A 13,123-nucleotide genomic window follows, 5' to 3' on the forward strand; every position below is an offset into this window, starting at 1 on the left:
CATTCACGGCCGTGGGTGGTGTGGCACGGTTCGGGTGACGGAGGCATTACTGTCGTATGTGTGCAGCCGCAGGAGCCCGTTGTCGGAGGAGTACCGCAGCCGCCGGCGATGCCCCCGGCGTCAATCCCACCCGCCCGCAAACCACGCGCCCGCCGAGGCCGCCTGATCCTGGCCATCGCCGGCGGCATCATGGCCCTGCTATGCCTAGGCGGCGTCGGAGTCTTCGTCTCGGTGTACACCAAGGCCACCGAGATCAAGCGCACTGCCCCAGTTGGCGTGGTCGTTGACTTTCTTGGCGCATACCTCGTCAACCGGGACGACCGAGAAGCCGCGCTTTACCAATGCAAGTCTGGCGGAGACTTCTCGCAGATCCAGGCATTTCGTGACGACATTACGCAGCGCGAGAAGACGTTCTCTGTCGGTATCTTGGTTACGTGGTCAAGCCTTGACGTTCACGAAGACGGCAAGAGTGGCACCGTCACGGCGGTACTCACGAGAACACAGTCCGACCGAGGTGGCCGTGACAGCAGTTCCTGGCAGTTCGATGTTGTTGATCAGGACGGCTGGCGCGTCTGCAAGGCCGCAAAATTGTCGTGATAGTCATTCGGCCCACAGTAGGTGAGCCGAGACTTCGAGAGTCTTTGGCGTTTTCCCGCTCCACGCCCAGCGATACCAATCGAGTTCGGCGGCAACACGAGCACAAACATCACCGAGTTCGTTGGTGTGAAGCTCGGTCACGGCCCGAAGGTCCCGTCGCTCGCCTCCGTCGGCCGATAGCTCAATTACACGGCGACCGCTGATTGCGCCAGCGTCGAGAGCGGCCACCGCTTCCCTTCGCGGGGGCTCGTCAAGCGAAACGAGCCGCAACGCTAAGGCCTGTTCGCCCGGCAAAGGGCCAGCAATGCCGAACTCCTCGACCCATACCCGCTCGATCGGAACCAGCGGCGCGAAGACTTCGGTCTGGTCGGCTTCGGCGCGGTACCACTCCGACTCGACCATGACCGGCACGTAGGTGCGACTGCCCTGCACCACTTTCTCGTCCGCCCGCAGGTCGGCCCGCCAGCCATGGCCCGGCAGTCCGATCAGCACCCGACGGCCGCGGAGCTTCCCGCTCATGTTGGCTGGGGTGGGCACGATCGAACGGGGTGGATCCAATGCCCAGTCGGGATGGCCCGCGAACGGATCTGGCACGGCTCCTCCGGTCATCCCTCACCTCCCAGCGGGACACCCTGCTGCTTCATGAACGGCACAGGATTTATCGCGCCGGCACTCGACCGATCATCGTTCAGGTGTACCTCGAAATGTAGGTGCGGCCCGGAGGAATTGCCGCTCGTGCCCACTCGTCCGATGACCTCGCCTGCCGTGACCTGCTGACCCTCCCTGACGAACGGTCGCTGCACCATATGGCAGTACCTGGTCATAATGTTGCCGGCAGACTGGATCTCAACCATCCAGCCGCAGCCGCCCTTGCCCGGATAGCCGTCGACGTCGCAGGTATGCCGGCCCTGGTGGTCCTCATCGCATTTCACCTTCGAGACGATCCCGCTGGCCGCCGCCATGATCGGGGTGTACCGGGCGACAATCAGATCGACGCCCTGGTGGGTCGGGCGCTCGGCGGTGCGGAATCCCGAGCCGACCACAGCGCCCTTGACTGGGACGGTCCAGCCGGAGGCGGCGATCTGCCCGGCAGCAGCGCAGACCATGGTCACCGAACTGCCCAGCGCGCCGGCCGCGCCGTGGGCGAGTTCGTTGACGATCTGGGTGGCGACGGGCTCGTGCTTGGCGTACGCGTCCGGGTAGGCGCTGATCTGCACTCGCTGGGCCGCCTCGGTCAGCGGCATCCTCTCCCAGCCCGCGATGGTCTTGAGCTTGTCGTAGAACTTGGTGCTCGCGTAGACCGGATCCATGACCTGCGTCGGCGTTCCCCAGCCGGAACTGGGTCGCTGCTGGAAGAGTCCGAGCGAGTCGTGATCGTTGCGCGAGCCGAGGTTGCCCAAATTGGTGAGACGGGACTCCTGCATCGCTGTGGCCACCGCGATGACCCAGGCCCGCGGCGGCATCTTCAGCTGTGAACCGGTGTTGATGATGATGGCGGCGTTCCGGATCTGCGCGGCACCGTACTGCCGGATCGAGGGCATCTTGGTGTCGGGGTTGATCGGGCCGCCCTTGCCACAGCCGAACGCGCTGTCAACCTTGGAGTTGTTGTTGCTCTCGTTGTAGAAGCCGAGAAACACGGCGGTGGCGCTGCCTGCGCAGCACAGTACCGAGAGGGTCGCCACGAGCGCGACCAGAAGAACGATCCTGCGAGGGCGCGGAACCCTCATGACCCGTCCCAGTCGATGCCGTCGACGAGCCAATGTCCGTCGGGCGCGACCAGGCGCAGGTTGAGTTTGCCGGAGTCCATCGTGACGACCGCGGTCACCACGGTCGCGCTGACCGGCACGAGCGACGGCTGGCCGACCACGTGATCGGCGGGTACACCGGCCGGGTCGACGCCGTCGAGTTCGTCGGCGAGGTTCTTGGTGGCGTTGGGCAACAGCCGGCTACGCCACGTCTTCGGGGTCACCTTCTGGTGATTGCACCAGGCCGAGGCGAACGCATAAGCGACCTCCTCCGGTTGGGCCCGGCCCGGGCTGGTGGACGGGCCGGGCGGTGGCGCCGAGTCGATCACGCTGTCGTCGTCGCTCGGGTTGATGCTGACAACCGGGGCGGGCGAGACGGCGCCGAGCGCCGGCGTGGAGCTGTGGCCGTCCGAGAAGATCCGGCCGATCCCGACCACCGCCGCAACGATGGCCACGATGACTACGGCGATGCCGACGCGCGAGCGGAAGATCCGGTTGAGGCTCACTTCGAGGAATCGGGGCATGTGAATCACTTAGCCTCGGAGCGGATCCGAGGGGTGGCCGGTTCGCGGGTGGTGTTCCCGGTCTCCGGTCGATAGATCGCGTAGGACGCCGGCTGCTCGGCCACATCCGGCTCCGTCCACCCGGGCGAGCGACGCGTCCGGGCAGGCGCGGTGGGCTCGCGACGCGGCTGGTCGCCGGCGGGTGCCGGAACGTCCCGATGCGGGGTCTCGCTGCCATCCGGACGGGTCTGCGCCGGCACGATCTCGCGACCGCCGCTTCTGCTGGATTCGAGCTCGGGACGGTTCGCGGAGTGCGCCGGATCCTCGAGGCGTGCCTCGGGCCGCAGGTTGCTCTGGTCGACGTACACCAGCCGGCCGTTCTTGCCCATCGTCGGCTCGCGGGTGCCGCCACCGTCGGCGACGTCGAGCCTGGCCGCTTCGCGCATGTCCTGGAAGAACCGCCGATGCCACGAACCGGCCGAGGCGATCGCTCGCACGCTGTCCTTGCCGCCCAGCTGGGTAATTCGCCGGTACGGACGCAGCAGCAGCCAGCCGACAACACCGCACAGCCAGACCAGCACGACCTGCAGCCAGCCGGGAAGGCTTGCCGTATTCATGATCAAGTCAACGGCAAACAGATAGATCGCCGCGCCCGTCCCGAAGATCGCGATGTTAAAGATCGCAGCGACAACAGCGTTGCCGAGCCGCCGGATCCCTGCACTCGCCGGCCGGAGAAGACCAACAGTGCCGAGGATTGGTGCTGCAATAACCGCCCACCGGAAAATCAAGAATCCCAGGAGCACGAGAATGGACGCCGTGATGTCGAACATCGCAAACATGAATGCGGCGAGCATGGCAATAAAGCCAGCGCCGATGCGGTCCATGCCGTTGACGCCCTGAAGATACTGGTATGCCTCTGGATCTTCTTGCTTAATCTGCTCCGCGACCTTTTCCCACTGGTCCTTCTTGAGGTTCAGGGTGGCGTCCCGTGTCTCGGGATGAGTCCGTATGTTTTCGGCCTCGTCCCAGCTAAGGGAACGAGCGTCGTAGAGCGCCATGCCGTACTTCTTGGCCGTCTCGCTGTCGGCAGATCCGAGCAGACCGCGGAGCCAGTTCCGGTAAAGCATGGTTTCGGTCGCGGTGTCGCTCGCGCGGACGGCGGGCGGCCGGTTGTCGTCACACGCGGTACCCCCGAGCGCGCAACTGGTCAGGGGTTTTTCCGGCCGCGGACCCACGGCGTCATGGACAACACCCAAAGAGGTGACCAAGGTTTGGTCTGCAAGGTTCGCAGATCTTACCGGCCAGGCCGCTATGGCCGTAACGGCGACCATGACCAGGATTGCCCATCCAGCCGTGGTGGTCGCGGCTCCCATGTCTGCTTGCCGTGAACGCCAGAGCAGATAGAGACCGACAATCGCCAATGTGATGACGCCGAAGACGCTGAATACCTTTTCGTAAACCGCCCTCGTCGCTTGGTCGACCAGTGGGTCTGCCCAGCCCCAAAGCGCCTGCGGGTCCCAGGCGCGCTCTCTTAATGCGTTCGATGCGCCAATGATTGCCGTGGCAACCATGAACTCGCCGTTCGCTACTGTGGTTTCGAATTTATAGTCGGGGTCGATTAGGGAAGATGCACACCCACTATCCAGGTCATATGTCGTGTAGCTGTATCCCGCGTACCCATAGTCGCTGTACATGCCCGGGTAGCTGTTGCTCGTCGACGACGCTGGCCGCTCAGCGAACCAGCCCGCCAGCCCGCTGTCCGGCGTGCTCGGGGTAGGTGGATTGAGGCATTGTGCTCGGTTGGCGCTCACAGTGGCCAGGCGGCTGACGCAAGACTTGAAGTCTTGCTGCCATTCTTCGGTGCTGCATGCTCCACCCGGAGCCTTCAGTACGCCGCCGCCGACTGCCGCATTTGCTGGGGATGCTACCGCCCATACGATCGATGCCACCACCATGACGAACATCGTCATGGTCAGGGCCAGCGCCCGCCGCAGCATCGTTCAGTCCTCCATGTCCGACGCCGGCAGCGGGATGGCCGTCGGTGGGGTCTGGGCCGCCGGCGTGGTGTCCAGGTGGTCCAGCAGGCCTTCGACGTACGACACGTCTACGCGTACCTTCTGGACTCGTCCGTCGACGTCGCGCATCACGAACTCGCGGAAGCCGAGTCGCTGGTGTGAGGACGTGTCGATCTGGGAGAGCGAGGCCAGCGTCGCCTCGTAGCCGTCGTGGACCGGGACCCGCAGCAGGCGTAGCGCCTCCGACGCGATCTCCTGGTCTTCGGCGATGCGGCCGACGAAGACCGTCGACACCAAGTTTTGCACGTCGAGACCGAGGATGTCGCGCGGGTTCTGGGAGGCCACCAGCGCCGCCAGGTTCCATTTTCGGGAGTCGCGGGCCAGGCGTACCAGGAACGACCGGCCGGAGCGCCAGCCCTCCATGAAGTGTGCCTCGTCGAGGCCGACCATCTTGCGGGACGACATCGAGCCGCCGTAGCAGCGCCGGACCGCGAGCCGGTGCGCCGTGTGCAGCATCGGCAGGGCCAGCGACTCCTCGGCCGACCAGTACTCCCGCTCGATTTTCAGGTCGGGGAGGCGGAGGCCGGCCATCGTGATGACCGTGAGGGCCGCGTCGGCGCCCAGCAGGTGCTGCGGCGGCGAGCCGAAGAACAGCAGCGCCAGCGGCATCTCGGCGGTGTCCAGGAGCAGGTTGGCCAGCTCCTTGCCCTCCTCGTCGTCGAGGCCCTGCAGTGTGCGGACCACGTCGTCGAGCGTGGACGACTCCTCGGCGGGCACCTGCCGCACCGCGTGCCGCAGCAGCGTCGCGGTGGACGCCTCCTTGGCGACCTGCGGCGGCACCAGCATCGAGCAGATGTCCTGGACCAGCATGCGGCGCTCGGCGCGGGCGTTGGAGACGGAGATCTCGAACTCCCGGTCGCCGCCGGGGCCGGTCGGGAACTCCGAGCGGACCGGCGTCGGGATCAGCGCGTACGGCGCCAAGGTGCCCTGCTCGGATCCGGTCAAATTCAAGACCCGGGAGTACGGCCGCAGCTCCGGCATCTGGCACAGCCGGGCGAGCGGCCCGGACGGGTCGAGCAGGGTGACCTGCACGCCGCGCCGGGCGTTCAGGTACCCGAGGGCGCCCATCAGGGTCGACTTGCCACCGCCGGGCTCGGCCACGAACACGCCGAGTCCGGAGCGCTCCCGGACCTCCATGGGGAAGTGCAGGTCGAGGAAGACCGGCCGCCGGCACGTCCCGGCCGTACGCCCGATCAGGTCTCCCCGCCGGTCGCCGACGGTCGAGGCCGCCTGGGGCAGCGCCGCGGCCAGCAGCTTGACCGGCATCCGCCGGACGTAGCCGGTGTTGGCGATCGGCTCGCCGGGGATGAACTCGCGGGCCAGCTGGTCCTGGTTCTTCGGGTGTTGCAGGGAGATCCGCAGCTCGCGGGAGTAGAGCTGGATGAGTCGCCGGGCCCGTTCGAGGCACTCCTCGCGGGTGGCGCCGCCGACCGCGATCCGGTGCCAGCCGTGCGCCCGGGCCGACTCGACCGGCAGGCCGGTGGTCATCTCGTCGCCGATCACCAGCGCGCGTTTGGCGAGGCGTTCCAGCTCGGGCGGGGCGTCGATGCCGTGCTCGGCGTAGTCGAGCTGCTGCGAGCGGATCATGCGGAGCCGGTGTTCGAGGTTCTTGAAGGAGCTGCCCGAGCCGAGGATGTCCAGGCGCGACGAGAGCTCCATCGGCCATGGCAGGCGCTCGTGGAAGTGCAGCCAGGGCTCGTGCTTCTCGGGGATTTCCAGCGGTTCCATCCGGCCGACGGAGAGCACGGCGACGTGCCGTTCCTCGCCGGTCATCCGGTTGACCAGCTTGACCGTGGAGCCGTACGGGGTCCGGTAGCGCTCGACCTGTTCGGTGAGCGCGAGCAGGTCGCCGGTCTCCCACTGGCCGTTGGTGATCGGCGAGAGCAGCGCGGGCGGCGCCATGCACAGCGCCACCGAGCGGTAGAGCAGCCACTCCAGCTCGTTCGGCGCGACCCGGCGGCCGCGCATGCCGAACGCGTTCAGCACCTCGTCGAACTGCTCGACGGTGCGGCCCAGCTTGCGCCGCTCGCCGTCCGAGGTGCCCTTGCCGAAGACGCGCAGGATCCGCTCGGCGAAGGTGTCGCCGAGCGAGCGCCGGGCGAAGGTCACGCCGAGGTAGGTCTGCCCCTCGGCGTGGTTGACCGAGAGCAGGTGGCGCTGCGCCGCGACGAGGTGGTCGGACCAGCTGGTCGCGCCGCGTACGTCGGGAAGTGGTTTTGCCGTGAACGAGTCGACCGTGCGGGCCCACTCGTCGGCCGGGAACGGCCGGTTGGTGCGCCGCAGGTGCAGGCGGAAACCGGCCAGGCCGGCGTACTGCTCGGAGATGGCCGACAGCAGCGCCTCGCGCTCGGCGTCCGGCCGGAAGGCCCAGCGCACCTCGGGCAGGTAGTACCAGGCGGTGACCGTGCTCTGGGTGAAGGTCAGGTGCCCGGCGATTTCGCTGATCGCCAGCTCCATGACCGGGTCACGGTCGTTGAACTTCAGCTTGTGCGGCCGCAGCTGCGCCGCTTTCACGTCCTTCTTCGAAGGACTGACCTCGGCCTTCTTCCGCCGGGCCGGGGGCTTTTCCTTGCGCTTCGCGGGCGGCTTCGCCGGCGACGGTACGGGCAGGGCCTGGTCGGGTTCGGCCTGGGCCGGCGGAGCGTACGGCTGGACGGCCGACGCCGGCGCGGGTCGCGTGCCGACCGTCTGCCACAGCGGCGGCGCGGTGGGCTCGGCGGCGGCCGGCGGTGGCGTGGCCGGGAGCGGCACGGTCGGGTGCGGCGCGGTGGGGGGCGGCGCCGTCTGGTGCGGCGCGGTCGGCGGCGGCGCGACGGCCACCGATGGGCTCGCCGCCGGCCAGTCGTCGAAGTCGGGCCACTGCGGGTCGGCGCCGCCGGTGTCCGGGTAGAAGTCGGCCTGCGGCCCCACCGGCGCCCGGCTGAACGGGGACACCGGCTCGGGCACCCCCCACGCTCCGGACGGCCCGTCCTCGATGCCCGGCGGCGCGGCGGGGGCCGGCGTAGCGGCGGGCGCCGCGGAGACGGGCGGAGCGCCGGCGGGCGGAGCGCTGGCCGGCGGTGGCGAGACCGGCGCCGCCGGCGGTGGCGTCCGCGGTGGCAGCGTCTTCGGGGGCACGGCCGCGGCCGGCGAGTCGAAGTCGAACCCGAAGTCGAAGTCGGCCTCGGGGTCCGCGGGCGGCTCGGTGACGGGTGCCGCGGAGACCGGCGCCGGCGTGCTGCCGAAGAGGTCGAGGAAGGGCGAGTCGATGTCCAGGGTGGTGTCCACGCTCGCGCCGCGCGGCCGGACCGGCTGCGGGGCCTGGAAGACACCGACCGCGCCCGAACCCGGCGCGGCGACGAACTCTTCGGCGTCGGCATCCACCGAATCCGGCAAAGAGTAGCGGTCCGATCGCATACCGTTACCCTGCCTGCCCGGAGTGTGGGTATCCGCCGGGGGACGCCCGTGCGGTGAGGGTCCGGTCATGCGCCGACTCCGAGGGAGCGTACGGCAAAACTGGTCATACCAACTCCTCCCGAACCCGGATACGAGTGGCGACAAGTCTCGGATCGCGCTGTTCGACCGCCGGCTCGCGCGTGCGCCGCCAGTCGGTCAGCGCCGTGCGGATGACGACCCGGGCGGGCCGGTCGGGGTCGACGTGCCGGAACACGTAGGACGTGGTGACCATGGCGAGGGCGATCTCCCACGCCGGGAAGGGGTCGAAGTCGAACGTGATCAGGTAGTGCCCTAGCCAGAACAGGGGGACCAGCGCGACGAACATGCCGTACTGCGCGTACGGCAGGTGGACGGGCAGCGTGTACCCGGGCGGACCCAGATAGACCAAGCGCGCCCGGTAGATGTCGTCGTCGGTACGAAGCCGCATCTCAGTTACTGAAGATCAGAGAGATGAGGTAGTCGCCGACGAAGAACAGGGTCGCCGCGCCCGCGATGAAGGCCAGGCCGACGATCGCGATCGCCGAGCTGGTGAGCACCTTGGAGATCTCACCCCGGCTGGCTCGCCCGATGAAGATCACGCCCAGTACCGCCAGGAGGATCGGTGCGATGTTGCTGGCGAAGAAAGTGACGATGCCCTGAGTGTTGATGCCCTTTGGCTGTTGGGGTGCGGCCAGGGTGCCTTGCTGCAACACTGTCACGACGTGCGTGGCGAAGTCAGTGGCGATCATTGGTAAACCTCCCCGCGTCCGGTTAGGGGGGTCCGGACACGTCGCAGTTGTGAAGCCGCACGGCGACGCCCATATCGTGCTACTTCCAGCTCACCGCGTCGAGTGAGCCGTTCGGGCACTGCCATGCTCGTCTGCTCTCTTCGGTTCCTTCATGATGCCCAGATCCGAAGAGTACGGCTCGTACTTCTTAGCTACAAGCGGCTCATTCGTTACGCAAGGTAAATGCGTGCGTGAAAATGAGTCACCAAGCATCGTACATACGTGCCACAACCCGTCCGTCCTACCCTCGATCCGTGGCAACTCACCCAAGGGATGCGCAGCTCACGAGCGCGGAAACAATCCGCCGAGATCACCCGGTCGTGATGGGAATCCTCAACGTCACTCCCGATTCCTTCTCGGACGGCGGCCGGTACACCGACGTGGACACCGCCGTCGAGCACGGCATCGAGTTGCGCCTGGCCGGCGCAGACATCGTGGACATCGGGGGCGAGTCGACCAGGCCGGGCGCCGAGCGGGTGGACGCCGAGACCGAGATCGCTCGGGTCGTCCCGGTGATTTCCGGGCTGGCCGCGGCCGGCGTGCCGATGAGCATCGACACCACCCGGGCCAGGGTGGCCGAGGCGGCGCTCGCGGCCGGCGCGACCGTGATCAATGACGTCTCCGGCGGCCTCGCCGACCGGGCGATGGCCGCGGTGGCCCGGGACGCCGGCTGTCCCTGGATCCTGATGCACTGGCGCGGCCATTCGCGGAACATGAACAGTTTGGCGGTGTACCACGATGTGGTCACCGAGGTGCGCGACGAACTGCTCGAACGGGTGGACGAGGCGCTCGCCGGTGGAGTCGACCGGGGACAGATCATCCTCGACCCGGGGCTGGGCTTCGCCAAGAACGCCGAGCACAACTGGCAGCTCACCCGCCACCTCGGCGTACTCGTGGACCTGGGTTTTCCGGTGTTGTTCGGTGCCAGCCGGAAGACCTACCTGGGCCGCCTGCTGGCCGATCGGGACGGTAACCCGCGCCCGGTCGGCGAGCGCGAGGCGGCCACCCTGGCCACGTCGGTCCTCGCGGCGGCGGCCGGCGCCTGGGGCGTACGCGTGCATGACGTCGGCGGCACCGCCGATGCGCTCGCCGTCTGGCGCGCCTCCGGCGCGCCCCGCCTGGCCCCTGACGAGGCCGACAAGAGCAAGGAATAAACCGACAAGAGCAAGGAATAAAGAAGAAGGGGGAAGATCGTGAACGGTCGGATCGCGCTTCGCGGGCTCAAGGCGCGCGGGCACCACGGGGTCTTCGACTTCGAGCGGCAGCAGGGTCAGGACTTCCTCGTCGACGTGCTGCTCGAGCTGGACCTGGCCAAGGCCGCCGCCACCGACGACGTGGCCGACACCGTCCACTACGGCGAACTGGCCGAGCGGCTGGTCGCGGTGATCACCGGCGAGCCGGTCAACCTGATCGAGACGCTGGCCGACCGGCTGCTGACCGTCTGCCTGGCCGACGAGCGGGTGACGGCGGCCGAGGTCACCGTCCACAAGCCGCAGGCGCCGATCCCGCACGACTTCGCCGACGTGGCCGTCACGCTGCGGCGAGGCCGGCCGTGAGCCGGGCCCTGCTGTCGATCGGCAGCAACCTCGGCGACCGGTACCAGCACCTCCAGCAGGCCGTCCGCCTGCTCGGCGAGAGCGTGGTGCTGGTCTCCGGCGTCTACGAGACCCCGCCCTGGGGCGACCCCGGCCAGCCCGCGTACCTGAACGCCGTGCTGCTGGCGGTGGACCCGGCGGCCGCGCCGCACGACTGGCTCGACCGGGCGCGCGCGTGCGAGGCCGCCGCCGGACGGGTCCGCGACCCCGAGCGCCGGTTCGGCCCCCGCACCCTGGACGTCGACGTGATCGCGGTCTGGGACGCCGACGACCAGCCGGTGCTCGCCGACGACCCGGAGCTGACCGTGCCGCACCCGCGGGCGCACCTGCGGGCCTTCGTGCTGCGCCCGTGGATCGACATCCAGCCGTACGGGCAGCTGCCCGGGCGCGGTTGGCTGACCGATCTGCTCAACGATCCCGCACTCGCCGACGACCTCGCCGGAATGACCCCTCGGCCGGATCTGCCGTTAGAGTCGAGGTCGTGAGCAGTAACCCGCGGGAGCCCAAGTCGGACCCGTCGATGCGGCCGACGAGCATCTCGGTGCTGATCGTCTCCGGGCTGGCCGCCGCGGCGCTGGGCTGGCTGCTGATCAGCTTCTCCTACGGCTCGCTGCCCGATCTGCCCTGGTCCCCGGTGATCGTGCTGGTCGTGCTGGCGATCGCCGAGGCCCTGCTCGCGCAGAACACCAGCGCGCGCATCCAGCGCAAGCCCGGCACGCTGCCGGTCGACCCGCTCGCGGTGGCCCGGTACGTGGCGCTGGCGAAGGCGTCCTCGCTGGTCGGCGCGATCTCCGTGGGCTTCTCCGCCGGGCTGGTGATCTACCTGGCGCTGGAGCCCACCCAGGCGGCGCACGCCGACCTGCCCAAGGCGGTGGGCGGCCTGATCTCCGCGCTCGCCCTGGTCGGGGCCGCGCTCTGGCTCGAGCGGGCCTGCCGCGTACCGGAAAAACCCGACGCCAAGGACGAGAACGACTCGGATCGCCCGACCGGCCACCGGTAGATTGTTGCCAACGGCAAGCATCGATGTCCGGAGAGCTACCGCCCGTCGTTGATCCGGCACGATTTCGGCCTTGAACTGAGACCGAGCCCTGTCCGTATGCTTCGGGGCGCGGGCATGCGTGCCCGCACGTTTGGCGTGCGTCTGGGCCGCACGGAGACGCACATGAGGAGGCGCGGACGATGGCTTACGACGATACGACCTTCCGCCGGACTGACGAGCAGCCGACCGACCCGGCCGCCTATCGTGCGAACACGCTGGCCACGACCGAGCAGCGCCGCCAGGAGATCGCCGACGCCGGCGGCGACACGTCGGCCGACCTGCTGCGCCGCGACGACGACGGCCGCGATCGGCTCGGCATCCACCTCGGCTGGGAGGTCGTGCTGCTGCTGGCCGCCGCGGCGTTCGGTTTCCTCCTCTGGCGTCTCGACCCCAGCGCCCTGCGGCGGCCCAGCCTGGACAATCTGCTGGTCAACGGCGCCGCCATCGGCCTGCTCACGCTCGGCGGCGGGCTCACCCTGCGGGCCGGCGTGCCCAACCTGGCGCTCGGCCCGATCGCCCTGGCCGCCGCCCTCCAGTACGCCACGCAGGGCGACCAGGGCCTGGTCAAGGCGGCGGTGCCGGCGCTGATCATCGCGGCGGCCGGCGCGATCGTGGTCGGCCTGGTCGTGGTGGTGCTGCACGTGCCCGGCTGGGCGGCGACGCTCGCGGCGGCGTTCGGTGTCATCGTCTTCGATCAGCTGAGCAATCACCCGGTCGCGGTGCAGGGCCAGTACGACCCCACCGACCAGGCGTTCTTCCTGTTCGGCGGGTTCGCGCTGCTGGCCGTGCTGGGCGGTGCGCTCGGCACGATCACGCCGGTCCGCCGGTGGCTGGGCGGCATGCGTCCGGTCGGCGACCCGTCCCGCCGCCGCGGCGGCGCGGTGGTCGCGCCGGTGATGCTCTCGCTGGTGCTCTCGTCGCTGTTCGCGGTCGGCGCCGGCATTCTGATGGCCGCCCAGTCGGCCAAGCCGATCGTCCCGGGCACCGGCCTGGAGTGGACCGGCATCGCGCTCGGCCTCGCGATGCTGGCCGGCACCAGCGCGTACGGGCGGCGTGGCGGCATCTTCGGCACGCTCTTCGCGGTCGCGGCGATGACGCTCTACCTGGACTGGTCCGGCCGCAAAGGTCTGGACATCGCGCTGTTCGCGACCGCGGCCTGCGTCTTCGGCGGCGGCCTGATCGTGACCCGGCTGGTCGAGACGTACGGGCGGCCGCTTCCGCCCAGCGTCGGCGACGACTGGAACGCCGCGCCCACGACCGGCGCCGCGAACTGGACGCCCGACCTGGAGAGTTGGACTCCGGCCAGCGCCAGCCCGGCCCGCACCGACCGCTGGGACGAGGGACCCTGGGGATCCGCCCGCTGACCC

General features: G+C 68.9%; 13 protein-coding genes. 6 read left to right on the forward strand and 7 right to left on the reverse strand.

The window, feature by feature from the left end; translation table 11 throughout:
* The first annotated feature begins 60 nt into the window (after positions 1–60).
* The gene (locus tag ODJ79_RS01510; protein ID WP_263021427.1) at positions 61–597 is read left to right on the forward strand and encodes a hypothetical protein; all 537 of its coding nucleotides are present in this window, start codon (positions 61–63) and stop codon (positions 595–597) included.
* Between the two features lie 3 nt (positions 598–600).
* On the opposite strand, the gene ODJ79_RS01515 is transcribed toward ODJ79_RS01510, so the two are convergent.
* From ODJ79_RS01515 to ODJ79_RS01545, 7 genes are all read right to left on the reverse strand, one after another.
* Positions 601–1,206 (reverse strand): hypothetical protein, encoded by a 606-nt coding sequence (locus ODJ79_RS01515; RefSeq protein ID WP_263021428.1) that lies wholly within the window; start codon positions 1,204–1,206, stop codon positions 601–603.
* On the reverse strand, positions 1,203–2,324 hold the full coding sequence (locus ODJ79_RS01520) for a M23 family metallopeptidase (RefSeq protein WP_263021429.1): 1,122 nt from the start codon (positions 2,322–2,324) through the stop codon (positions 1,203–1,205). The genes ODJ79_RS01515 and ODJ79_RS01520 overlap by 4 nt, the downstream gene beginning before the upstream one ends.
* Complete coding sequence (locus tag ODJ79_RS01525; RefSeq protein ID WP_263021430.1) at positions 2,321–2,866, reverse strand: hypothetical protein; 546 nt, start codon at positions 2,864–2,866, stop codon at positions 2,321–2,323. The genes ODJ79_RS01520 and ODJ79_RS01525 overlap by 4 nt, the downstream gene beginning before the upstream one ends.
* Before the next feature lie 5 nt (positions 2,867–2,871).
* A complete protein-coding gene (locus ODJ79_RS01530; RefSeq protein WP_263021431.1) occupies positions 2,872–4,842 on the reverse strand; it encodes an MFS transporter in 1,971 nt (656 codons plus the stop codon).
* Between the two features lie 3 nt (positions 4,843–4,845).
* A complete protein-coding gene (locus ODJ79_RS01535; RefSeq protein ID WP_263021432.1) occupies positions 4,846–8,316 on the reverse strand; it encodes an ATP-binding protein in 3,471 nt (1,156 codons plus the stop codon).
* A 103-nt stretch (positions 8,317–8,419) separates the two neighbouring features.
* Positions 8,420–8,782, reverse strand: coding sequence for a hypothetical protein (locus ODJ79_RS01540; RefSeq protein WP_030438230.1), 363 nt, complete (start codon positions 8,780–8,782; stop codon positions 8,420–8,422).
* Between the two features lies 1 nt (position 8,783).
* Positions 8,784–9,083 (reverse strand): hypothetical protein, encoded by a 300-nt coding sequence (locus ODJ79_RS01545; RefSeq protein ID WP_263021433.1) that lies wholly within the window; start codon positions 9,081–9,083, stop codon positions 8,784–8,786.
* Positions 9,084–9,445: 362 nt separating this feature from the next.
* On the opposite strand from ODJ79_RS01545, the gene folP reads away from it, so the two are divergent.
* From folP to ODJ79_RS01570, 5 genes are all read left to right on the forward strand, one after another.
* Positions 9,446–10,276 carry a dihydropteroate synthase gene (gene folP, locus ODJ79_RS01550; protein WP_263021473.1) on the forward strand — a complete coding sequence of 277 codons (831 nt, stop codon included), beginning with the start codon at positions 9,446–9,448 and terminating at the stop codon, positions 10,274–10,276.
* Positions 10,277–10,315: 39 nt separating this feature from the next.
* Entirely contained in the window at positions 10,316–10,678 is a 363-nt protein-coding gene (gene folB / locus ODJ79_RS01555; RefSeq protein ID WP_263021434.1) for a dihydroneopterin aldolase, read from the forward strand.
* The gene (gene folK / locus ODJ79_RS01560; protein ID WP_263021435.1) at positions 10,675–11,202 is read left to right on the forward strand and encodes a 2-amino-4-hydroxy-6-hydroxymethyldihydropteridine diphosphokinase; all 528 of its coding nucleotides are present in this window, start codon (positions 10,675–10,677) and stop codon (positions 11,200–11,202) included. The genes folB and folK overlap by 4 nt, the downstream gene beginning before the upstream one ends.
* A gap of 35 nt (positions 11,203–11,237) precedes the next feature.
* Positions 11,238–11,717, forward strand: coding sequence for a DUF3180 domain-containing protein (locus ODJ79_RS01565; protein ID WP_263021474.1), 480 nt, complete (start codon positions 11,238–11,240; stop codon positions 11,715–11,717).
* 179 nt (positions 11,718–11,896) lie between these two features.
* Positions 11,897–13,120: an ABC transporter permease gene (locus ODJ79_RS01570; RefSeq protein WP_263021436.1), complete on the forward strand. Its 1,224-nt coding sequence runs from the start codon at positions 11,897–11,899 to the stop codon at positions 13,118–13,120.
* The last annotated feature ends 3 nt before the right edge of the window (positions 13,121–13,123 follow it).

Source organism: Actinoplanes sp. KI2, assembly GCF_025630775.1.
In the GTDB taxonomy this organism is placed as follows: Bacteria; Actinomycetota; Actinomycetes; order Mycobacteriales; family Micromonosporaceae; genus Actinoplanes.

What these genes read in the sequence shown, in the direction of transcription:
- ODJ79_RS01515 (WP_263021428.1), bottom strand. Translation starts at nt 1,206, where the DNA reads ATGACCGGAGGAGCCGTGCCAGATCCGTTCGCGGGCCATCCCGACTGG.
- ODJ79_RS01520 (WP_263021429.1), bottom strand. Translation starts at nt 2,324, where the DNA reads ATGAGGGTTCCGCGCCCTCGCAGGATCGTTCTTCTGGTCGCGCTCGTG.
- ODJ79_RS01525 (WP_263021430.1), bottom strand. Translation starts at nt 2,866, where the DNA reads ATGCCCCGATTCCTCGAAGTGAGCCTCAACCGGATCTTCCGCTCGCGC.
- ODJ79_RS01530 (WP_263021431.1), bottom strand. Translation starts at nt 4,842, where the DNA reads ATGCTGCGGCGGGCGCTGGCCCTGACCATGACGATGTTCGTCATGGTG.
- ODJ79_RS01535 (WP_263021432.1), bottom strand. Translation starts at nt 8,316, where the DNA reads ATGCGATCGGACCGCTACTCTTTGCCGGATTCGGTGGATGCCGACGCC.
- ODJ79_RS01540 (WP_030438230.1), bottom strand. Translation starts at nt 8,782, where the DNA reads ATGCGGCTTCGTACCGACGACGACATCTACCGGGCGCGCTTGGTCTAT.
- ODJ79_RS01545 (WP_263021433.1), bottom strand. Translation starts at nt 9,083, where the DNA reads ATGATCGCCACTGACTTCGCCACGCACGTCGTGACAGTGTTGCAGCAA.
- folP (WP_263021473.1), top strand. Translation starts at nt 9,446, where the DNA reads ATGGGAATCCTCAACGTCACTCCCGATTCCTTCTCGGACGGCGGCCGG.
- ODJ79_RS01565 (WP_263021474.1), top strand. Translation starts at nt 11,238, where the DNA reads ATGCGGCCGACGAGCATCTCGGTGCTGATCGTCTCCGGGCTGGCCGCC.
- ODJ79_RS01570 (WP_263021436.1), top strand. Translation starts at nt 11,897, where the DNA reads ATGGCTTACGACGATACGACCTTCCGCCGGACTGACGAGCAGCCGACC.